The organism is Priestia sp. FSL P4-0332, assembly GCF_038005845.1.
Lineage (GTDB): Bacteria > Bacillota > Bacilli > Bacillales > Bacillaceae_H > Priestia.
In genome coordinates this window covers 428,481-450,000 of the sequence record NZ_JBBOUA010000001.1, presented here as the reverse complement: position 1 = coordinate 450,000, position 21,520 = coordinate 428,481, and the positions used below count along the sequence as shown (strand labels likewise).

At 38.6% G+C, this 21,520-nt stretch carries 19 protein-coding genes and 1 rRNA gene (1 of these 20 running past the window's edge); 1 reads left to right on the top strand and 19 read right to left on the bottom strand.

What is annotated here, in order from left to right; genetic code table 11:
* From MKY06_RS02415 to MKY06_RS02345, 15 genes are all read right to left on the bottom strand, one after another.
* A 16S ribosomal RNA gene (locus MKY06_RS02415) occupies positions 1 to 1,055 on the bottom strand (it extends 497 nt beyond the left edge of the window).
* 377 nt (positions 1,056 to 1,432) lie between these two features.
* Positions 1,433 to 2,446 (bottom strand): C40 family peptidase, encoded by a 1,014-nt coding sequence (locus tag MKY06_RS02410; RefSeq protein ID WP_013055204.1) that lies wholly within the window; start codon positions 2,444 to 2,446, stop codon positions 1,433 to 1,435.
* A gap of 32 nt (positions 2,447 to 2,478) precedes the next feature.
* Positions 2,479 to 3,552 (bottom strand): dipeptide epimerase, encoded by a 1,074-nt coding sequence (locus MKY06_RS02405; RefSeq protein ID WP_013055203.1) that lies wholly within the window; start codon positions 3,550 to 3,552, stop codon positions 2,479 to 2,481.
* 60 nt (positions 3,553 to 3,612) lie between these two features.
* A complete protein-coding gene (locus tag MKY06_RS02400) occupies positions 3,613 to 4,779 on the bottom strand; it encodes a DUF819 family protein (protein WP_013055202.1) in 1,167 nt (388 codons plus the stop codon).
* A 93-nt stretch (positions 4,780 to 4,872) separates the two neighbouring features.
* Positions 4,873 to 5,196: a DUF3870 domain-containing protein gene (locus MKY06_RS02395; protein WP_013055201.1), complete on the bottom strand. Its 324-nt coding sequence runs from the start codon at positions 5,194 to 5,196 to the stop codon at positions 4,873 to 4,875.
* A gap of 260 nt (positions 5,197 to 5,456) precedes the next feature.
* Positions 5,457 to 5,591 carry a hypothetical protein gene (locus tag MKY06_RS02390; protein WP_255255964.1) on the bottom strand — a complete coding sequence of 45 codons (135 nt, stop codon included), beginning with the start codon at positions 5,589 to 5,591 and terminating at the stop codon, positions 5,457 to 5,459.
* 130 nt (positions 5,592 to 5,721) lie between these two features.
* The gene (locus MKY06_RS02385) at positions 5,722 to 6,459 is read right to left on the bottom strand and encodes a glycerophosphodiester phosphodiesterase (protein ID WP_057274177.1); all 738 of its coding nucleotides are present in this window, start codon (positions 6,457 to 6,459) and stop codon (positions 5,722 to 5,724) included.
* An 86-nt stretch (positions 6,460 to 6,545) separates the two neighbouring features.
* Positions 6,546 to 7,886: an ABC transporter substrate-binding protein gene (locus MKY06_RS02380; protein WP_057274176.1), complete on the bottom strand. Its 1,341-nt coding sequence runs from the start codon at positions 7,884 to 7,886 to the stop codon at positions 6,546 to 6,548.
* A gap of 13 nt (positions 7,887 to 7,899) precedes the next feature.
* Complete coding sequence (locus MKY06_RS02375) at positions 7,900 to 8,712, bottom strand: carbohydrate ABC transporter permease (protein WP_098449596.1); 813 nt, start codon at positions 8,710 to 8,712, stop codon at positions 7,900 to 7,902.
* Entirely contained in the window at positions 8,709 to 9,644 is a 936-nt protein-coding gene (locus MKY06_RS02370) for a carbohydrate ABC transporter permease (RefSeq protein WP_057274174.1), read from the bottom strand. The genes MKY06_RS02375 and MKY06_RS02370 overlap by 4 nt, the downstream gene beginning before the upstream one ends.
* Positions 9,641 to 10,756, bottom strand: coding sequence for an ABC transporter ATP-binding protein (locus MKY06_RS02365; protein WP_098449595.1), 1,116 nt, complete (start codon positions 10,754 to 10,756; stop codon positions 9,641 to 9,643). The genes MKY06_RS02370 and MKY06_RS02365 overlap by 4 nt, the downstream gene beginning before the upstream one ends.
* Positions 10,757 to 10,782: 26 nt before the next feature.
* Entirely contained in the window at positions 10,783 to 11,355 is a 573-nt protein-coding gene (locus tag MKY06_RS02360; RefSeq protein WP_013055195.1) for a glycerol-3-phosphate responsive antiterminator, read from the bottom strand.
* 243 nt (positions 11,356 to 11,598) lie between these two features.
* Positions 11,599 to 12,594 (bottom strand): biotin synthase BioB, encoded by a 996-nt coding sequence (gene bioB, locus MKY06_RS02355; RefSeq protein ID WP_013055194.1) that lies wholly within the window; start codon positions 12,592 to 12,594, stop codon positions 11,599 to 11,601.
* Positions 12,595 to 12,741: 147 nt separating this feature from the next.
* Complete coding sequence (locus MKY06_RS02350; RefSeq protein ID WP_098287961.1) at positions 12,742 to 14,967, bottom strand: alpha-galactosidase; 2,226 nt, start codon at positions 14,965 to 14,967, stop codon at positions 12,742 to 12,744.
* Positions 14,968 to 14,980: 13 nt separating this feature from the next.
* Positions 14,981 to 15,532 (bottom strand): hypothetical protein, encoded by a 552-nt coding sequence (locus MKY06_RS02345; RefSeq protein ID WP_244659799.1) that lies wholly within the window; start codon positions 15,530 to 15,532, stop codon positions 14,981 to 14,983.
* Between the two features lie 321 nt (positions 15,533 to 15,853).
* Between MKY06_RS02345 and MKY06_RS02340 the strand changes: the two genes are divergently transcribed.
* On the top strand, positions 15,854 to 17,167 hold the full coding sequence (locus tag MKY06_RS02340; RefSeq protein ID WP_289910808.1) for an APC family permease: 1,314 nt from the start codon (positions 15,854 to 15,856) through the stop codon (positions 17,165 to 17,167).
* Between the two features lie 217 nt (positions 17,168 to 17,384).
* Here the strand turns inward: MKY06_RS02340 and MKY06_RS02335 are convergent, their stop codons facing one another.
* The 4 genes from MKY06_RS02335 to MKY06_RS02320 all read right to left on the bottom strand — a co-directional run bounded on the left by MKY06_RS02335 (position 17,385) and on the right by MKY06_RS02320 (position 21,464).
* On the bottom strand, positions 17,385 to 18,170 hold the full coding sequence (locus MKY06_RS02335; RefSeq protein WP_013055190.1) for an EcsC family protein: 786 nt from the start codon (positions 18,168 to 18,170) through the stop codon (positions 17,385 to 17,387).
* A 24-nt stretch (positions 18,171 to 18,194) separates the two neighbouring features.
* Positions 18,195 to 18,800 (bottom strand): DedA family protein, encoded by a 606-nt coding sequence (locus MKY06_RS02330; protein ID WP_013055189.1) that lies wholly within the window; start codon positions 18,798 to 18,800, stop codon positions 18,195 to 18,197.
* Between the two features lie 160 nt (positions 18,801 to 18,960).
* Positions 18,961 to 19,992: a sporulation integral membrane protein YtvI gene (gene ytvI, locus MKY06_RS02325; RefSeq protein WP_211079822.1), complete on the bottom strand. Its 1,032-nt coding sequence runs from the start codon at positions 19,990 to 19,992 to the stop codon at positions 18,961 to 18,963.
* 212 nt (positions 19,993 to 20,204) lie between these two features.
* Complete coding sequence (locus MKY06_RS02320) at positions 20,205 to 21,464, bottom strand: cation:dicarboxylate symporter family transporter (protein WP_289910800.1); 1,260 nt, start codon at positions 21,462 to 21,464, stop codon at positions 20,205 to 20,207.
* Between the last annotated feature and the right edge of the window lie 56 nt (positions 21,465 to 21,520).

Here is a 21,520-nt window from a genome sequence, read left to right as displayed (position 1 = left end):
TCACTCTGTCCCCCGAAGGGGAACGCTCTATCTCTAGAGTTGTCAGAGGATGTCAAGACCTGGTAAGGTTCTTCGCGTTGCTTCGAATTAAACCACATGCTCCACCGCTTGTGCGGGCCCCCGTCAATTCCTTTGAGTTTCAGTCTTGCGACCGTACTCCCCAGGCGGAGTGCTTAATGCGTTAGCTGCAGCACTAAAGGGCGGAAACCCTCTAACACTTAGCACTCATCGTTTACGGCGTGGACTACCAGGGTATCTAATCCTGTTTGCTCCCCACGCTTTCGCGCCTCAGCGTCAGTTACAGACCAAAAAGCCGCCTTCGCCACTGGTGTTCCTCCACATCTCTACGCATTTCACCGCTACACGTGGAATTCCGCTTTTCTCTTCTGCACTCAAGTTCCCCAGTTTCCAATGACCCTCCACGGTTGAGCCGTGGGCTTTCACATCAGACTTAAGAAACCGCCTGCGCGCGCTTTACGCCCAATAATTCCGGATAACGCTTGCCACCTACGTATTACCGCGGCTGCTGGCACGTAGTTAGCCGTGGCTTTCTGGTTAGGTACCGTCAAGGTACGAGCAGTTACTCTCGTACTTGTTCTTCCCTAACAACAGAGTTTTACGACCCGAAAGCCTTCATCACTCACGCGGCGTTGCTCCGTCAGACTTTCGTCCATTGCGGAAGATTCCCTACTGCTGCCTCCCGTAGGAGTCTGGGCCGTGTCTCAGTCCCAGTGTGGCCGATCACCCTCTCAGGTCGGCTATGCATCGTTGCCTTGGTGAGCCGTTACCTCACCAACTAGCTAATGCACCGCGGGCCCATCTGTAAGTGATAGCCGAAACCATCTTTCAATCATCTCCCATGAAGGAGAAGATCCTATCCGGTATTAGCTTCGGTTTCCCGAAGTTATCCCAGTCTTACAGGCAGGTTGCCCACGTGTTACTCACCCGTCCGCCGCTAACGTCATAGAAGCAAGCTTCTAATCAGTTCGCTCGACTTGCATGTATTAGGCACGCCGCCAGCGTTCATCCTGAGCCAGGATCAAACTCTCCGAAGAAATGTTTGACTTGCTCAATTAAAAAATAAAAATTAACGTTGACGTTTGTCGCTTTGTTCAGTTTTCAAAGTTCAACCGCCGCTCTTAAGCGACTTTATTATCTTATCAAGTTATCAACGTAATGTCAACAACTTTTTAAAATTCTTTTTTCAGCTTCGTTGTTACTAGTATGTCTCAACGACGCTTTATAATAATATGACGCTTTGCATATAAAGTCAATATGTTTCAAGAAGAAAAATGATTTTTTCTCTTATTTAACTTCTTCCCTTACTGAGAAGTAATTAAACGTAAATAAACTAAATTTTCTAATTTTTTATCTATACTCTATATTAAAAAAGAAGCCCTTCACAAAAAGAGCTTCTTGCTTATCTTACTGATTAAGGTAAATAACGACGTGCACCTGCATACTCTTCAATATATCCCTTCGTGTTTAAAGGAATAATCTCTACTGTCCGCTCGGAGTTCGGCGAATGAATCATCATGCCATCTCCCGCATACATTGCTACATGGTGGACGCTTCCTTTTCCTTGGTTATAGGCAAAGAACAATAAGTCTCCAGGTTGAAGGTTGTTCATATCTACTGGTTTCCCTGCTCGAGACTGTGGCCCTGAGTCACGTGGAATCGTAATACCATGGGATTGGTACATCGTAAACGTAAATCCAGAGCAGTCAAATCCAAAACCGCTCATGCCAGCCCATAAATATGGAAGATTTAAAAATGCCTTTCCACTTTCAACAAGCTCCGTGCCAGTTGGTACAGGAATATCTTTTTGAGACGCGTAGATTTTTCCTGCTTTTGTAGAAATCCATGCTGTCTTTCCATTTGGTTTTAATACTTTATATGCACTCTTTGATTTTGCCAAAAGAGGTAAGCGCGTATTATAGCTAACTTCAATACCTTTCTTTTTTAAAGAAGGCGAATGATATAAATAAGTAGTCGGAGCCGTCACCATTACAAAAGGCTTCTTTGCATACTGTTCGTACCTTTTGCTATAGGTTAATTGTTTGGTAGGCATCCATCCGGGATATCCTAATTCATTTCGAGAAGTAGGCTGTCCGTCTACAGCTACTTTGACCCAGTCTCCTTGTTCGTCTAAAACCGTTACTTTGTTTCCATATAACGCTTGTGTCTCAAGCATCCCATCGCTAGATAACTGCTGCTTCTGTTTCAAATTCATCGATGTGGTCCACTTTTTCATATCTACAGGATTAGTAGCTGACGGAGCGTCCACTTCACGCAAGATGTTTGGTGCTGTCCACAGAGTAGCTGCTGCGACATCTATATAAGCAGTTTCTTTTTCTTCAGAAGCATGAACAGCAGGAACTGCACTGACCCCAAATGTAGCTAAAATAACTGTTGTTGCCGTCAAAAGCCAACGTTTTATATTCATCGTCTCTCTCCTTCTACTATATTACTATCCTTTTATTTTGAGATAGGAACGGTGATTTCTCCTATTCCAGGAAGATCTGATAAGAAAACCTCTTGACCGCTGTACTTTAACACATCCAGTTCAGTTGAAAGCCAAAGAGGAGCATCTAAGTCAAAATACGTGATATTCGGATGAGCGGCTGCCAGATGAGCAGCTGCTCCCACGGAAAGTGAGGGTTCCATCATGCTTCCAATCATACATGCAACACCGTTCGCCTCAGCAATACTTGCGATTTTTCTTGCTTCATTAATTCCTCCGCACTTCATTAACTTAATATTCAAAAGATCCACGTACCGCCCGCTTACAAGCCTTAATGCATCTTTGGCAGAAAATAGACTCTCATCTGCCATAATGGGTACGTTTACTCGTTCAGTCACAAACTTTAACCCTTCCCAATCATGAGCAGGGACAGGTTGTTCTACCAATTCAATACCAAAGTTGAGAGTTTCCATTTCATTAATTAATTGCACTGCTTGTTTTGGAGTCCATCCTTGATTTGCATCCAAACGAAGTTTTACATGATCCGGAATGACAGATCGAATATGTTTAATACGCTCAAGGTCTAGCTCAGGAATTGAACCTACCTTTACTTTTAAAATGTCAAATCCGTCCGCTGCACTTTTTTGTGCGTCTTCAGCCATTTTCTCAGGTGTATCAACACTTATCGTCATACACGTAGAGATAGGCTGCTTATCGCCCAAGAAAGCATATAAAGGAATGTTGAGAAACTTTGTATAAGCATCATGCAAAGCGATATCAGCAGCCGCTTTAGCACTTGAATTGTGAATACAGCAGCTTTGAATTTTTTTTAAGAGTTTTTGAAACTGACGTATATCCTCCCCTATTAGCGCTAGTTTAATAGGTCCTTGAAGTGCAGCTTGAATGCCTTCTAAAGAATCGCCTGTAATAACATATGTTGGCGAAGCCGCTCCTTTTCCTTTTATTCCGTTTTCTAACTGAATCTCTACACTTATACTGTCTATCTCTGTTGCTGTTCGAAGCGCTGTTTTAAACGGAACGAGCAGTGGAACGGTTTGATGCTTTACAGTTATGTCTTTAATTATCATTTCAATCGCTTCCTTTCGATTCAGCACAAATATTCTTTCATACGTATTTTTGGTTTATTCTTAAATCGCCCCTAAAATTTTGGCGATCATCATACCAAAATAAGTACCTAAGAAGGAACCCATCAGAGCCATAATGACTCCTACCGGAATCAGTGCACGGTTATAAGCAGCTGCAAGCATTGGAGCAGACGCCATTCCACCAATATTAGCTAAACTTGCTACTCCGAGCGTAAATAAATCATATTTAAATAGTTTAGCTAGCAACAGCATGATCACTAAGTGCACGAACATAATGAGAAAACCAGATACTAAGTAAATAGGAGCCTGAGCTAAATTTGAAAAATCTGATTGAGAAGCAATTAACGCTACAACGATGTATAACATAACGTTTGATACATCGAGCGTACCTGGAATTTTTGCCGCTGGGGTTACAGCAAGCACTAGACCAACGACAGAAGCAATCATAATCGTCCAGCTCGTTGCATTAATAACCGCTCCCACTTCAGGCAAACGCCCTCCGATAAATGTAGAAAATGCCGAAACGAACAAACCTAGACCAAGTAAATAAAGAAGATGCTGAAACTGAGGGCCTTCTTTTTCGCTTTCAGAAGTTGCTGCGACTTCATCTATACTATTCTCAATAAAGCTGACGTCTGCTTTTGTCCATTTATTAAATTTAGATGCAAATGGTACAAGCCAAAACATAAACATAACCCATACGGCATAGTTAATCGTATCCATCATAAGAGCGTAGCCAAATATATTTTCTGGAACATCCAAAATCCCTTGGAGAGCAACCATGTTAGCTGATCCTCCGGTCCAACTTCCTGATAAAGCACCAAAAGCTTTCCACGTATCCTCTACATAGAAATTCTTAAAGATGGCATAGACGAGGATAAAACCTACCATTATGCTAAAAACCGCGACGATGAATCCTCCCAGCATTCTTGGACCAAGTTTAATTACACTTCGAACATCACACTTTAACAGCATAAGCATCAGCATGGCCGGAAGCAGTGCATTTTTAACACCCGTATACATGGCGACATTTGATTCGCTATCCCCAAATAACCCTGCCGTTTGCATAAGAGCAGCTCCTATATAAATAAGTACAATACCCGGGATAAATTTGAAAAATCGATTGGCTTTAAATCTTTTTTCAATCCCTACCATGAGCGCAGCAAAGGCAGTTAACACACTCACATACATAAATCCATCTTGAATCATTTATTCTTCCCCCTTCATCTCCACGAAAATATTTTTATACAAAACAAAATCCAGCCCAACGTTTGAAAACGTCAGGCTGGATTTCGTCTAGGTCTATGTAGACAAAGCAGCTGTTATTTGCTGATATTTTTTCTGTGCATCATGAAACGCTACCACCAGCGCTTTTTGGGAAGACCCGAAGTAGCGGCTGTTAATTTCGTCTGTAAGGGTGGGATCACTTATGTGACGTCCAATAAAAATCGATTGAACAAATCGAACGGTCAACTCAATCGTCGCTGAGCATTCCACATCAACAATTTTCCCATTTGTTTTATCAACTACCAACCCTAAAAAATACTGATTGAACTTTTTAGTAATCGGATTGCTTTGAGGAGCTTTGGCATCTCCAATAATGTAGATAGTATCTTGATCATACATGAGTTTTTATTCCTCCTAAAAGAGATAACAGACGATGCTAGGGACCGGCAAATGAACGTTTGCGGAGCTACGCAACATGTATTCGCTTTCATAAGGAACATTATAATCTATTCTCAATATATCATCTATAAAACAATTTCACAATATAAATTTTATACTATTCAGAATAGAATAAAATTTTTTACAAAAAAAGATTAAGACATAACGAACTTAATCCAACCTAAAGACGAACAAATGGGATACATGAGCTGAACCGCTTGTTACACCGCAGTTGATTTCCATGCAAGACCTCGCTTTCCGCGAGCGGCCGCTGAGCCTCCTCGTCGCTTCCGCTCCTGCGGAGTCTCACCTGTTCCGCTTTTTCCGCAGGAATTTTCGTCTTGCCCTCCAATCAACTGCTAGAAGGAACAAAACAGATGAAACTTACGTTCACCACAACAAAAAACGAACCACTAATCAAACATGTTGATCAAGGGTTCGTTTTTCACTGTGGGTCAAGTACTTTTGTCCCGGCTTCTTTCTACGTCATCCTTTGAACATTGTAGAGGAAAAACGGTTAGGGTAATCTGTCATCACTACTTTTACTGAAGCCTGCTGGAGCTTCAAAAAGTCATTCATTTCATTAATTGTATATACCCGTAAGTCTAATCCCTCTTGCTTTGCTTTTTTCCCGTATGAAGAAAGAGCAAACGACATATCACAGTGTAGGTGCGCTCCTATCGATTTTGCTTTTCCAATCGCATCTTCGCTCACCCCTTCAAATAAAAAACCTGTTGGTATATATGAATGGAGAGATCTCACTTTAGCCAAGCTATCATAGTTAAAAGATGACAAAATAACTTGATCTTCTAAATTAAACTCATCAATTAGACGAAGAACCTTTTCTTCAAGTTTTGGATAGTAAATTTGGTCATTTTTTAATTCAATATTCAGGGTCAATTTTGCCTTTTTGTCCATCATCCACTCAAACACTTCTATTAAAGCAGGAATTGATTGGTTAGAAAAACGAGAATCATACCAGCTTCCAGCATCGAATAAACGAAGCTGTTTATATGAAAACTCTTGAACATACCCCATTCCGTTCGTTGTTCTATCAATTCGCTCATCGTGAATAACTACTATTTCCCCGTCTTTTGTTAATTGTACATCCAATTCAATACCTGCAACCCGCATTTTTCTAGCTTCTTCAAATGCAATCATTGTATTTTCAGGATACCGTCCACTAAAGCCGCGATGCGCATAAAGATTAATTGAAGTGTTCATTGTCTTCCATCTCCCCTAACTAGTTATTCACTAAATAAAAAGCTCGTCCTCAAAATAACTTGAAAGACGAGCTTCGTAATCATAGGTTATTTTTGATTCCCTACTTCTAATGCTCTATTTGTTTCTTTTGCAGCTTGATCAAGTGCTTCTTTCGGCTTTACTCCCTGGTACAGGCTTTCCATTCCTGTTACTACCTTTTGACGTGATTCCGGAAATACCGAAATTAAAGCGCCTTGTGTTGCGGGAGTTGATTTAGTTTTATGCAGCTGATCAACCGTCACTTTTAGTTGAGGATATTTTTTCCATTCTTTCTTTACAATTTCTTGATCATATGCTTTAGGATTAACCGCAAAATAGCCACTTTCCACGTGCCATTTTGCCTGAACTTCTGGTGTTGCTAAATATTTCATGAAGTCCCACGCCGCTTTGGATGTTTCATCACTAATTCCTTTAGACATCCATAAAGATGCTCCCCCGATAGCTACTCCTTGGCGATCCTCTTCCTTTGGCACAGGAAGATCTGATACGCCTACTTCAAATGGAGCATTGTCTACTAATGTTTTAATACCTGCTGATGAGTCCAGGAACATTGCAATTTTTTTAGATTGAAATGCTGCGCGCATATCATCCCAGTTTTGTCCTACATTGTAGAATGTACCTTCTTTATACATATCATTGATTAAATTAAATGCGTTTTGTCCTTCTTTTCCATTAAATACTGCCTTCTCAGCATCACCTTTACGGCCGTTTTCGTGATCTACATACAAGCCGCCTTGAGAAGCAACTAGCTCTTCAAAAAACCATCCGTAATTTAGAATTGAAAAACCGTATTGCGATGTTTTATTTCCTTGTTTTTCTGTTAACTTCTTTGCAGCTGCCTTTAATTCATCATACGTTTTTGGAGGATTTTCAGGATCTAACCCTGCTTTTTTAAAAGCATCTTTATTGTAAACAAGAACAGGTGTTGAAGAGTTAAATGGCATTGAATATTGCTTTCCATCTACTTGGTAATAGCTTGAAATGTTCTTCTCCCACTGTGAAGTATCATAGTGGTCTTGATCGATAAACTTTTGAACAGGCTGAATCTTACCGCTGTCTATCATGAATTTCGTTCCTACTTCGAACGTTTGCATAATAGCGGGTGCATCCTTTGTTCCTGCTACTGTATTAAATTTTGTTTGTGCTTCCTCATACGTTCCTTGGAAAACAGGTTTCACTTCGACTTTGTCCTGAGATTTATTGTACTCATCGACAATTTTATTGAGTGATTTTTCAAGGTCACCGCTCATAGCGTGCCAAAATACGACTTCCGTTTTACCTGATGCTGTTTTTTTTGTTTCTTGCGCTTCCGAAGAACCAGTTGAATTTGAGCAAGCACCTAGAATAACTAGCAAGCATGCCGTTACGATAGCCAATATCTTTTTCATCACATTCACTCTCCTATTTAATTGCACCTTGGGTTAATCCTTTTTGAAGACGTTTTTGACCTAGGAATAATAGTAATAATGTCGGTAAGATAACAACAACGACAGCGGCCATAACCACTCCCCAATCAGTTGAAATCTCTTGTGTTTGCATTTGTTTTAAACCAATCTGAACGGTACGAACATCCTCTGTATTTGTCACTAATAGTGGCCATAAATACATATTCCATGTTGTTAAAAAGCTATATACGCCAAGCGTAACTAAGCTTGTTTTAGACACAGGAAGCACCACGTTCCAAAAGAAACGGAAGCGACTGATCCCTGCGACTTGAGAAGCTTCATATAACTCATTCGGAATGGTTTTAAACTGTTGGCGCAATAAAAAGGTTCCAAATGCTAAGGCGAAAAAAGGAATTGTTAATCCTAAATAGTTATTAATCCACCCTAGCTTTTGCGCTGTTAAAAAGTTAGGAACCATCGTTGCTTCCCATGGAATCATCATCGTAGAAATAAAGAGAAAGAAAATAGCATCTCTTCCTTTAAATTTAATAAATACAAATGCAAAAGCTGCCAAACTTGAAACTAACAGCTGCCCAGCCATGACGAAGATAGATACAGCAAAACTGTTAATTAAATAATGAAGCAGCGGAACTTTTTCAAAAGCATCCCGATAATTTTCAAGTGAAAAAGATGACGGCCAAATCTTTCCTTCCAACACTTCCGCTCCACTCATAAAACTAATGAAAAAAGCGTATAGGATAGGAAACATCAATACTAAAGTAGCTGCAATGAGCAGCAAGTAAGTTGTCCATTTTCTCGTGATGCTCATTGATAATGTACCTTCCTTTCTCCAAGCTTAAATTGAAGAGCCGTAACCAGTAGAATACAGAAAAACAAGATTGTAGCTTGAGCGCTTGCAGAACCAACATTATAGTTCACAAATGCATCTTTGTAGATTGAATAAACAATGACATTCGTAGAATCTGTAGGTCCGCCTTTTGTTAAAATGTCAATTTGTCCAAACGTTTGAAACGCGTTAATAAAAGAAACGGTAATGATAAAAAACAGCGTTGGCGAAAGCATAGGAAGCGTAATTTTACGGAGCTGATACCAATAGCTAACTCCAGCAATACGCGCGTTTTCATACAGCTTTTCATCAATATTTTGCAAACCGCCAAGTAAGATTAAAAAAGTAAATCCAATATTCATCCAAATCGTAGAGATAGACACAGCAATCAGCGCATACTTAGGATCTAATAACCACTGCACATCATGAATGCCTACAAGATTTAATACTTTATTGATAACACCGATTGTTGGGTTATACATAAACATCCAAATTACAGAAGAAGCCGCTACGCTCATTCCCATCGTAGATGAAAACATTGTTCTGAAAAAACCAATTCCTTTTAGCTTTTCATTTGCGATTAGCGCTAGGAATAAGGCAATAATTAAACCTATAGGCACCGTGTAGAGTACAAATAAAAAAGTGGCTTTCATACTTTGTAAAAAGTTTGGATCTGTAAATAGATATGAGAAATTTTGTAATCCTACAAATTTCAAGGGATTTCCCTGTGTGTCTGTAATAAAAAGACTTAAATATAAGGTCTTAATCATTGGGTAGAAAAGAAATACACCAAATAACAATAATGATGGCAGCAAGTAAGATAATCCTACCAATAGGTTAGGCATTGACTTCTTTTCTTTTGGATTTGATGAAACAGAAACAGGCGAGTTTGCTGTTTTGGTAACAGCACTCATACAAATGCCCCCTTTACAGTTAAATCTTCCGTTGATGGTTCATAGTGCAAGCATGAACCTGTATCGTTATCAAATAAAAACAGATGTTTTGGATCGATAAAAATAGGGACGCGCTCTCCCACTTTTATATTCCATTGACCGTTCCACTTAGCCATCCACTGCTTGTCTCCCATATGAAATGTAAGCAGTGTTTCCGTGCCTAGAATTTCTACATTATCTACTTCCACAATAAAACTCGTATTATCGTTTGTCGCAAGCTGTATATGCTCAGGTCTCACTCCAACCACAACTTCTTTTTTACCGTTAAGGTTACTGTGTGGTGTACTCATAGAAATAGCTCTTCTATCTTCAAAAACTAGTAAGTTATTTTCTATAGAAACGTTTGATAAATTCATAGGGGGAGAACCTATAAAAGATGCTACAAACGTGTTCTTTGGTGCATTGTAAATATCAAGCGGACGTCCAATTTGTTGAATATTTCCTCCATTTAAAATCATCATTCGATCTGCCATCGTCATCGCCTCTGTTTGATCGTGCGTGACATAAATCATCGTAATACCTAACTTACGCTGAATCTGGCGAATTTCTGACCTCATCTTCGCGCGCAGCTTCGCATCTAAGTTTGATAACGGCTCATCCATCAAGCAAATAGGCGAATGAGTAACAATAGCACGCGCAAGCGCTACACGCTGACGCTGTCCTCCCGAAAGCTGTCTAGGCTTTCTCTTTAGATATTCACTTAAACCAAGCATCTCTGCTGCTTCCCTGCAGCGCTTTTGCTGTTCTTGCTTTGAAATCTTCTTTGTATGCAGGCCAAAAAGAATATTTTGTTCTACTGTCAAATGCGGATATAAAGCATAGTTTTGAAACACCATGGACAGATCGCGCTGACTTGGAAGCAGTTTATTTGCTTTTACATCTCCAATTAGCAGTTCTCCCTGCGTGACTTCTTCTAATCCCGCAATCATTCGCAGCATTGTACTTTTTCCACATCCTGAAGGACCTACTAATACGAAGAATTCTCCAGGTTCAATTGTGACGTTAATATCTTGAATGACATTTGTTTTTTGATCGTATGACTTTCCAATGTTAACTAGCTCTACTTTTTTCATTAAAAACGCTCCTTTCTCTCTCATTCTTATTTTTTCCACAGCCATGATTTCCCTGTAGAAACTGCCGTAGCCCCAGCTTTTAAAGCAGCTTGGATATGGCTTTCATTTTGAATGAGTCCACCTGTAATAATAGGGATACTTGTTTTTTTAACGATTTTCTCTATCATCTCCGGAATTAATCCTGGCATTAGTTCTAATGCATCCGGTTTAATATCTTGAACGGTTTTTAACCCTTGTGCTACTGCGTCTGTATCCACTAAAAACAGCCGCTGAATAGCAACCAGACCTTCCTGCTTTGCGTAATTAATGAGTGAACTTTTAGTGGTTACGATACCTGTAGGCTTTACAAACTTAGCAAGAAATTTAAGCCCTTCCCGGTCATAGCTAATTCCCGGAATTTTTTCAATGTGTAAGAAAACCATTCGATTATGCTGTTTGAGTAAATCTACGTAGCGTTTAATTACACTAATGTTGCCCGTTAATAAAAAAGCGGCCTGGATCTCTGTTTCTAAAAATTGCTCTAAATTTTTCGGACTTTTAATGGATGCAATTAAACGGTCTTGCCCAAGCTGTTGTAAGAAATCGGCTTCCTTATTCAAAACGATGCATTCCTTTCATTTATAAAAAAACCACAAAAAACGCATAGGATGTTGATATAGACCTATCGTTTTTTGTGGTTTCTCAATTTCATAACCTTAGTCACTATTCACTTATCGTTCACATGTTTTATAATAATGGTTATTTATGAAGGAAATATAAAGAAGCTGTTGAGTTTTGTAAAAAAACCGTTTAGTTCCTGTAAATTGCCTAAAAATCAAAAAACCGTTGATTTCTCAACGGCTTTACAGTGCACATTCTTCAATTTCAAATCCTAAATCTTCAATTAAACCCCAGTCAGCTGTAGGTTCTTGACCTTGAGTCGTTAAATAATCACCTACAAAAATTGAGTTTGCAGCAAACAAACCAAGCGGCTGAAGTGATCTGAGGTTGACTTCTCTGCCTCCTGAAATTCGAATTTCTTTGGTTGGATTTACAAAACGCATCATCGCTAACAGCTTTAAGCATTGCATTGGCTTTAACGCCTTTTTGTCTTCTAGAGGCGTTCCTGGAACGGCAACAAGAAAGTTGCATGGAATAGAATCTGCATCTAACTTTTTAATTTGAAAAGCTAATTCAACGGCTTGTTCATTTGTCTCTCCCATTCCAAAAATCGCACCGGAACAAGGTGACAAACCTGCTTTTTTAGATGTAGTAACCGTATCAACTCGATCTTCATAGCCATGCGTAGAACAAATATTGTCATAGTTATCAGCGTGAGTATTTAAATTATGATTATAGCGATGAACACCCGCCTCGACTAGTTCGTGTGCTTGATCATCTGTTAAAAACCCTAGACAGGCACAGATTTTCAAGTCTGTCTTTTGACGGATTTCTTTTACCGCTCCCACTACGTGCGCTACTTCTTTATCAGTAGGGCGGCGGCCTGACGCCACGATACAATATGTACCTGCTTTTCTTTTTTGAGCTTCAAAAGCACCTTCTACAATTTTCTCTTTTGTTAACCACGCATACTTATCAATCGGCGCTTCTGATACAATCGACTGCGAACAATATCCACAGTCTTCTGGACATAAACCTGATTTAGTATTAATAATCATATTAAGCTTTACTTTTTTTCCATAATGATGATGACGAATTAAGTACGCGGCATTCATGACCTCTAACACTTCTTCATCCGGTACATGAAGAAGTTGAAGCGCTTCGTTATATGTAATTTCTTTCCCTTTAATAATAGACTGAGCAAGTGCTTTCCAATCTCTTAAACTTGTGGTTTCCATCGATTCCCCTCCACTTTAGTAAACTAAAAAAATATAAAGTTAACAATTATAACTAAAAGTTACCATTACTTCTCCTTTTATGTCAACACTGTATAAATAATAGTTAACTCAAAAAGCCACTTCTATGATATAGAAGTGGCTTTTTGCTTATTGCGCTTGCAGTGTGTAAATAACCGATACAAAGTCTCCAGATTTTTCATCGTATGCTTCAACACCCGAATACTCATGAGTTAGAGCAATACCTGCGTACATGAGCTCATCTCCATAAGCTGTTTGATCTGTTTCCATCACTGTATATTCATAATCAGGTTGAAGCCCTTTTAGCTCAATGCGTTCGTAAGAAGGATTTGGTCTAGCTAATACTTGATAATAACCGATGATTGCCTGTTTTTGATCGGATGAAACAACCATCCAGCTCGTCACATTTCCATCTTGTTCAAACGGACTTTTTAAACGATAGAATATGCCATTTTGAATAAGAGATCGGTGTTTTTTATAATACTGAATTTGTTGTTTTACGGTTTCTTTTTCATCTTCTGTCATCAGCGTAACATCTAACTCATAACCAAATGCGCCAAAATACGCAACGTCTCCTCTTGTTTCTAGACTTGTTACTCTGCGTACTTGATGATTTGGTACAGCTGATACGTGTGCTCCCATTGAACTGATTGGATAGGCAAAAGACGTGCCGTACTGAATTTTTAGACGTTCAATCGCGTCCGTGTTATCGCTCGTCCAAGCTTGAGGAGCATAATAAAGCATTCCCGGATCAAATCTAGCGCCCCCGCTTGCACATGATTCAAATAAAATATCCGGAAACTTCCTTGTTAGTCGCTCATACAAATCATACACACCTAAAATATAGCGATGTACTACTTCAAACTGACGGTTCGCGGGCAGCCCAACAGATCCAACCTCCGTTATATTTCGATTCATATCCCATTTTATATAAGAGATAGGCGCTTCACTTAAAATAGCTTCCATTCGTTCATAGATATAATTCACTACTTCTTCTCGTGAAAAATCAAGTACATATTGATTTCGTCCATGAGACTGATGACGATTTGGTACATGAATCAACCAATCTGGATGCTTTTCATACAAGTTGCTTTGCTTTGAAATCATTTCAGGTTCAAACCATAACCCAAAGTCCATACCTAAATCCGTTACTTTTTGAGCCAATGACTTCATACCGCCCGGAAGCTTATTTTCATCTACAAACCAATCTCCAAGAGAAGTTGTATCATCGTTACGTTTACCGAACCAGCCGTCATCCAATACAAAAAGTTCAACGCCTAGCTTTTGCGCTTCTTTGGCAATATGTACAATTTTCTCTTCGTTAAAATCAAAATACGTCGCTTCCCAGTTATTAATTAAAACTGGCCGCTCCAAATCCCGCCATTTTCCTCTAGCAAGACGCTTGCGATAAAGCTCGTGATACTCTTGGCTAAGGCCGTTTAGCCCGCTATTTGAATAAGCCAGTACTAGTTCTGGTGATTGAAAAGTTTGTCCACTTTCTAGTCGCCACTGAAAATCAAAAGGATGAATGCCCATCGTTATTCTTGATACATTGTAATGATCTACTTCCACTTGTCCAAGAAAGTTTCCGCTGTATACAAGACTAAAACCATACGCTTCTCCACTGTGTTCAGTTGCATCTGGGTTCTTTAAAATTAAAAATGGGTTTTGCTGACTGCTGCTTGTACCTCTCGCACTAGAAATACTTTGAATACCAGGCTGAAGCATTCGTGTTTTCACGTGTCTTTCTCGAATCCACGCACCGGAAAGCTGAACCATCTCATAATTTGATGTAGGCAAATCAATGCTGCCGCTCATGATACGCAAAATATCGACTGCTTCTTCCCCTCTATGCTCAAATCGTGCGTGACGCGTAATAATATTTCGGTCTTCGTAAACGGTATACGTTAAAATAAGTGATGCATTGAGCAATTTATCAATCAGTTCAACTTCTACACTTGTGGCTTCACTCTCTTCTTCTACATATGTAGCAGGTAAGCCGTTTAATGGCTTCTTGCCTTTGTAAATTTTATGGTTATCGTATTCAAAATTTGTGATTCGGCTTCCGTTTTGCTGAAGAAGTTGATAGGCTGGCTCTCTGAAGTCTGTTGTTCCATAAGAAGGATACTCTTGTTTGATTGTTTCAAGAGAAAATGCTAGTTCTCCTTCATATACCGAAGCGCTAGCTCCTCTTGTTTCTACACGTAAAAAATGCTGAAAAGATGAACGGTGCTTAAGCTTTTTTCCATAGTACAAGTGACCGAGCTGCCCGTTTCTCAACACTGAAAAGATATAACTTACATCGCGTCCCTGCAGGTGAAATTCCTTTGTACGTTCATTAAATAAGATTCCCACTTTATCCCTCTCCTTACCATCGAATATCTAACGAGACATTTCCTTTTTCATCTATTGCCGTTGCATGCTCAAAAGCAGATGCTAGATTAATCTCTTTTCTCTCATACCATTTCGCTAAATCTTTGAATAACTCTTCTGTTTCAACCATTCTTGTGTCTACTCGCAGTTCAGTTTCATAGCTATGAAGAGACCAAGTGCTTTCACTAAATAAAGTCATTTCTACATCTAGACACATTTCTTTCCAATTGGGGGCACACAGAATAGGATGACGTATGTCTGAACATGCAATGGTGTAGCGGTTAGAACCATTCTTATTCATAAAACAATGAACAAAAGAGGCACTCACATCGCCCTTACTAGTTTGTAAAGATTTATATAGTTGGATATCTAACAACGGAACGCTCCATTTTAATTTCATTTTTGGAAGAATTCTTTTTTTAACCGACTTGACCGTTAATTTAATAAAATAAACACCATCTTTTTTTGTTTCATCCAATACGACATGCACACCTGGTTCCTTGTTTATCTCCAAGTTTATATAGGGTGTAGCAATCACTTCCTTCATCTCCTTTACCATCATTCTTAACTTTGTATACCGACAAAAATGTAACCGCATTCAAAAATTTGTTTTCGTATTTATTACAAGTAGATCACCCTAAACGAAGCTTTTTTACTTTCTTTCATTTTATGTAAAATACTTTCTAGACTCAATGGTAAAAATCAAAGTGAAAAAAAGCATTTTTTTGCTTTATCTAGCAATCAATTAAACGATCTTTATCTCTTAGCGCGCAATTTTCTCTTCTTTTTTAAAAAAAGATGACAAACCTAATAATATAGTATAATAATAAATAATGAAGAATGATTATACATAGAAAGGATGACAAATATGAATCATGAACCTTCTCTTCTTAAACAACTAAAATTATGGCATATCGTCGTGATAGGCTTAGGCTACATGGCACCTATGGCCGTTTTTGATACATTTGGCATTGTAACTGAATCAACAGATGGACATGTTTCAGGCGCTTATGCATTCACGTTGATTGCTATTTTATTTACAGCCATTAGTTACGGAAAAATGGTAAAAGCTTTTCCGGGAGCTGGTTCCTCTTATACATATGCACAGCAAGTACTGAATCCAAGCATTGGTTTTTTGGTAGGATGGACGGCTCTTCTTGATTATCTATTTCTGCCAATGATCAATGCACTTTTGACAAATATTTACCTAAGCTCTCTGTTTCCAGGTGTTCCAAAGGCCGTATGGATTATCAGCTTTGTTGTCATCATGACCATAATGAATATTTTTAGCGTTCATTTAACCGTTTCTTTTGGTACGCTATTAGTTGCTTTTCAAATTTTAGTCGCTATTATCTTTATTATTTTAAGTGCTACAACTCAAGGCCAAGAGCTATCATTTAAACCGTTTATAAGTGAATCGGCCTCTATATCTCTGTTATTAAACGGAGCAGCTATTTTATGCTTTTCTTTTTTAGGATTTGATGCTGTAACTACCATGGCCGAAGAAACACTTAAGCCTGAGAAAACCATTCCTAAAGGTATTCTCATTATTGCATGTACGGGAGGCGCCTTATTTATCACAGTTTCTTACTTTGCTCAGCTTCTTTTCCCTTCAGCCTCTTTGTTTCATGATTTAGAAGGTGCATCAGCGGAAATTGCTTATAAAATTGGCGGCCAGCTTTTTCAATCTATTTTTGTAGCAGCGGCCTTGACTTCAACTATTGCTTCTGGACTTGTCTCGCATATGAGTGCATCAAGACTTCTCTATGCAATTGGGAAAGATGGTTATCTGCCTCGGAGAATTTTTGGCTATATTCACCCTAAAACAAAGACACCTGTTTGGAACATGGTGATTATTGGTGGCCTCTCCTTAATTTCACTAGGTCTGTCTCTTGAAAAAGCTACCTCTTTAATTAATTTTGGTGCTTTAATTGCGTTCAGTTCAGTGAACATAGCGGTTTTTATCCATTATTTTATTCATCAAAACAAACGATCTCTCAGTGGATATATTTCATATGTACTTATGCCTTTACTCGGCAGTTTATTTTTATTTTTTATGTGGCTTAACTTAGAAAAAACATCCTTATTTATCGGTATTGTATGGAGTGTAATCGGAATTATTTATTTACTGATTGTTAGACGAAAAAATACTATTACCATTCCTACTTTTCATTTTGATTAAGGAACTAGACTTAACACACCTCGACATATTTCCCCAGAAATAATGTCGAAAAAAAGTAATTCAGATATAAGCAAATCAATCCCATCTAAACACGAACAAAAAGGTACATTTACTATACCAATGAAAAAATCCGAACGAGTTTGATTCTCAACCAAGAATCAAACTCGTTCGGATCTTTCTTCAACTAAAATGCTTTCGTACCAGTCTTTTTTTATTTTTAAGATTGTGAGACCTTTTCCAAAATGCGTCTTTTACGGTAAAGCATCATTCCAACTTCCCCTATATCGCTAATCGCTTGTTTGTTAATATACGCTCCAAATACCATTCCTGCTATAGGAATCATTTGAAACAGCTTTTTCCATCCCAAGTTGTCCCTGTAGGTTAGAAACACTTCTCTCCACCCTTGCAGCTGCTGCAAGCTCTGCGTTCGATTGCCGCTTGCTAATTCTTCTAAAATCGCACGCTTTCCTACAATATCAGAGGATGAAAACTGCATGCATTTGACCATGAAAATGCGTTCCTCTTGCTCAGTGGGATCGTAACCATAAGAAACAGCCACTTCTTGCAGTGTCTTAAGTGTAAGTCCCAATACAAAAGGAATATCAATCGCCAGTGTAAAAATCCCCCCTACCCCGGTTGTAGCTCCTTGCAGCTGTGCATTCTTTTTTCGGACTTCAATAAAATACTCCGCCAATCCATCCATTTCTTGCAGAGATAAATGCTGAATATCCTCTATTGAAAGCTGCTTCTTTTCTTGTAATTGAGCTGATGCTTTCTCTAGCGTGGCAGACGTATTAGCTAAATACTGGCCTCCATTATCAACATACTTAGCAATTTCATCTAATAATTTTTCTATTTTTTGATGAATGAACTTTGGCGTTACTTTATCTAAAGCTGAAAAAGGCAAGCGAGCCAGCCGCTCCCAGAAAAAAAGTCCTTTTTGGTCTTTCTCCCACTTTTCAATTTTTCGTAACTCTACTCTTAACTGCTCATGCTCTGACATATCCTCACTCTTTTCCTCGATTTATCAGCTCTGCCCTACTTGTTTATTCCGCACATATTTAATGATAAAAAACAATGCAATTAAAACAACAATTCCGATTCCAATAGGCTGCATATATTGAGACACAATCGGCCCCACCTCTTTCCACTTAGGTCCTAACTTATATCCTAAATATACGTAAATAGCCGTTACTGGAAGCATCGCAACAAATGTGTAAATAGAAAACAGCCATACATTCATTTTTGCCATCCCGCACGGAAAAGAGATAGCCGTGCGCACTCCTGGAATAAAGCGTCCAAAAAAAGCAACCCCGCTGCCGTACTTATTAAAAAAGCGATCAGCGGCGTCAATTTCTTTTTCTTTCACCAAAAAGTATTTTCCATATTTTAAAACCAGCGGTCGTCCACCGTAACGTCCCAGTGCATAAAGAGTCAACGGTCCACAAACACCGCCTACTGTACCTGCAAGGATAGCCAGATACAAGTTCATATCACCTTGATACACCCAATACCCTACTAAAGGTAAAACAAGCTCTGCCGGGACAAATTCAAACGTTAATGCTAAAATTACGCCAAAATAAGAGAGCTGTTTTAGCGCTTCAATTAAAGAAAGTAAAACCGACTCTAACAAAAATTCTCCTCCTCATGTCATTAAATCTAAGACTGCAAAACTATAATTTAGCCGATTGATAGATAAAAACCAACGCGGCATAGTTTTTTCCTTTCCCTCTTTACGTATTACGTACTACAAAAGTTTCAATAAAAAAAAGCGCTAGTTTTATCCAGCGCTTTTATAGTTTAAAGTTAATTTGAATAATACCTACTTTACGAAGAGCATCGTATAAAATAACTAAAGCCGGTCCTAAAAATAATCCGACAAAGCCTAAAAGTTTAAATCCAATGTACAAACTAACTAGTGCAGCCAAAGGCGAAATACCCATATTTGTAGAAAATACTTTCGGTTCTACTACACGTCTTACTACCGTAATGACTCCAAATAGAATAAATAAGCCGATTGCTAATGAGTCATGCCCTTGCGTAAGAGCAAAAATTCCCCATGGAACGAGCACCGATCCTGTCCCAAGGATTGGTAAGATATCGACAATTACAATTAATAAACTAAGCAGCGCGGTATACGGAACATCTAATAGCCAAAGCCCTACATAAGCCATTACAAACGTCATGACACTTAAGATAATTTGTGCCTTAATAAAACCAACCCCCGCTTGGATAAGCTGAGTGATGACAACTTGTAGCTTATATTTCGTTTCTTCTGTTAAAAATGACTTAATTTTATTTTTAATAGCAGGCAGCTCAAGGCTGATAAATACAAGCGCTACTAAATAAATAAGAAACTCTAATAGAAACCCAGGAACAGTAGCGGCAAAGCTAATGATGATTTCTACGGTACTTTTTAATAGAGAATCTAATGAATTTACGGTCTTTTCAAGCGTGCGCTCGATAGAAGAAATCACTTCTGTAGGAAGAGCGTTTGAATAGTATTTCCACTTAATAATAGTTGGATAAATCGCGGTTTCATAGATTTCTTTTACAAAGGAAGGCGCTATTTTTGAAAGAGCAACCACTTGCGTAACGATTGTCCGAACAATAAAAAATCCAATAAGTATGAGCGAAACAACATATAAAATGAAGGTCATAAGCACTGCATAGACTCTCTTCATTTTAAAAGATTGATGCAATTTCTGAACAATACCCTCAAGTGCTAATGCTGTTAATAAAGCAAACACAATTGGTAAACTGTAAGGGATTAACAAACATACGATTATTATCGAGGCGATGACCCATATTCGCTTTTTCCACATACTCTACTATCCCCCTACTAGCTAAGCTATCTCTATATTTACTGATAAAGAAAGGAACCAGTGACTGCTTTATGTAAGAATAAAATTTGGATATTTTTATACCTGATGTTACATATTATAGGGTCAATTCCCATAATAATAAAGGAATTATTATGAAAAAAGCTACTTATTCTAATTTTTTGAATAGAATAAGTAGCTTTTTAATTTATAAATTAGCCGGCTCTCATGACCTCTGTACCTTTTTTAGGGTCAAATTTGCCTTCAGATTTAGACATCACAATTGCTGCTAGTGTGTTTCCTACTAAGTTAACAACCGTACGTGCCATATCCATGATTCTGTCTACTCCAGCAATGAAGGCTAATCCTTCTGCCGGAACGCCGATTGTTCCAAGAGTAGCCAGTAATACAACAAATGATGTTCCTGGCACGGCAGCCATTCCTTTAGATGTAACCATCAATACAAGAATGAGCGTCAGCTGTTGAACGATCGTTAAATCAATACCGTACACCTGCGCTAAGAATAACGCTGCAATCGCTTGATAAAGAACGGAACCATCTAGGTTAAATGTATAACCAATTGGTACAACGAACGATACGATAGCTTTTGGACAGCCCATCTTTTCAAGTTTTTCCATGATACGCGGAAGAACTGTCTCAGAACTAGATGTACTGTATGCTAACAACAGTTCATCTTTCATATAGCGGAATAAGTGGAAGATGTTAATTCCTGCCCATTTCGCAATTCCTCCCAATACAACAAGTAGGAAGAAAATTAACGCTAAGTAAACTAAGATAACAAGCTTTCCTAATGAAAGGAGTGAATCTAAGCCGAATTTTGAAACTGTTACACCAATTAAAGCAAATACACCAATTGGAGCCACTTTCATTACAAGGTTTACCACGTGAAACATTGCGTGAGAAACGCCGTCGAAGAATTGTACAACTGGCTTCCCTCTTTCCCCAATTGCCGCTACTCCAAGTGCAAATAACACTGTAAAGAAGATAATTGCTAGCATGTCTCCTTCAACAATTGACTGGAAAAAGTTTGTCGGAACAATGTGTAAGAAAGTTTCAGCCACTGACTTTCCTTCTTGCTGTTTGGATGTTTCAACGTATTGTGAAATATCACTCTTCTGTGCTGAATGAATGTCTACACCTTGCCCAGGATGAAAAATATTAGCAACCAATACACCGATTACAATTGCAAAAGTCGTAATAATTTCAAAATAGAGAATGGTTTTAACGCCGAGCTTTCCGACCTGTTTACCGCTCCCTGCTCCTGCAACTCCAACGACTAAGCTTGAGATAACAATTGGAATAACAATCATCTTAATTAATCTTAAAAATAGGTCTCCTAGCGGCTGTAGGTATGTTACTACACGCGGATCGTTAAACCAAATTACCCCTACAAGAACACCAAGGATTAAACCGGTAAAAATCTGCGTAGCCAAACCAAAACGAATTTTTTTCATAGATGTACCTCCCCAAAGATGTATGACATTTGTATATACTTTTCTGAAAAAACAAA

What these genes read in the sequence shown, in the direction of transcription:
- MKY06_RS02320 (WP_289910800.1), bottom strand. Translation starts at nt 21,464, where the DNA reads ATGAAAAAAATTCGTTTTGGTTTGGCTACGCAGATTTTTACCGGTTTA.
- MKY06_RS02405 (WP_013055203.1), bottom strand. Translation starts at nt 3,552, where the DNA reads ATGATAATTAAAGACATAACTGTAAAGCATCAAACCGTTCCACTGCTC.
- MKY06_RS02410 (WP_013055204.1), bottom strand. Translation starts at nt 2,446, where the DNA reads ATGAATATAAAACGTTGGCTTTTGACGGCAACAACAGTTATTTTAGCT.
- MKY06_RS02395 (WP_013055201.1), bottom strand. Translation starts at nt 5,196, where the DNA reads ATGTATGATCAAGATACTATCTACATTATTGGAGATGCCAAAGCTCCT.
- bioB (WP_013055194.1), bottom strand. Translation starts at nt 12,594, where the DNA reads ATGGAAACCACAAGTTTAAGAGATTGGAAAGCACTTGCTCAGTCTATT.
- MKY06_RS02365 (WP_098449595.1), bottom strand. Translation starts at nt 10,756, where the DNA reads ATGAAAAAAGTAGAGCTAGTTAACATTGGAAAGTCATACGATCAAAAA.
- MKY06_RS02345 (WP_244659799.1), bottom strand. Translation starts at nt 15,532, where the DNA reads ATGAAGGAAGTGATTGCTACACCCTATATAAACTTGGAGATAAACAAG.
- MKY06_RS02400 (WP_013055202.1), bottom strand. Translation starts at nt 4,779, where the DNA reads ATGATTCAAGATGGATTTATGTATGTGAGTGTGTTAACTGCCTTTGCT.
- MKY06_RS02340 (WP_289910808.1), top strand. Translation starts at nt 15,854, where the DNA reads ATGAATCATGAACCTTCTCTTCTTAAACAACTAAAATTATGGCATATC.
- MKY06_RS02375 (WP_098449596.1), bottom strand. Translation starts at nt 8,712, where the DNA reads ATGAGCATCACGAGAAAATGGACAACTTACTTGCTGCTCATTGCAGCT.
- ytvI (WP_211079822.1), bottom strand. Translation starts at nt 19,992, where the DNA reads ATGTGGAAAAAGCGAATATGGGTCATCGCCTCGATAATAATCGTATGT.
- MKY06_RS02385 (WP_057274177.1), bottom strand. Translation starts at nt 6,459, where the DNA reads ATGAACACTTCAATTAATCTTTATGCGCATCGCGGCTTTAGTGGACGG.
- MKY06_RS02335 (WP_013055190.1), bottom strand. Translation starts at nt 18,170, where the DNA reads ATGTCAGAGCATGAGCAGTTAAGAGTAGAGTTACGAAAAATTGAAAAG.
- MKY06_RS02370 (WP_057274174.1), bottom strand. Translation starts at nt 9,644, where the DNA reads ATGAGTGCTGTTACCAAAACAGCAAACTCGCCTGTTTCTGTTTCATCA.
- MKY06_RS02380 (WP_057274176.1), bottom strand. Translation starts at nt 7,886, where the DNA reads ATGAAAAAGATATTGGCTATCGTAACGGCATGCTTGCTAGTTATTCTA.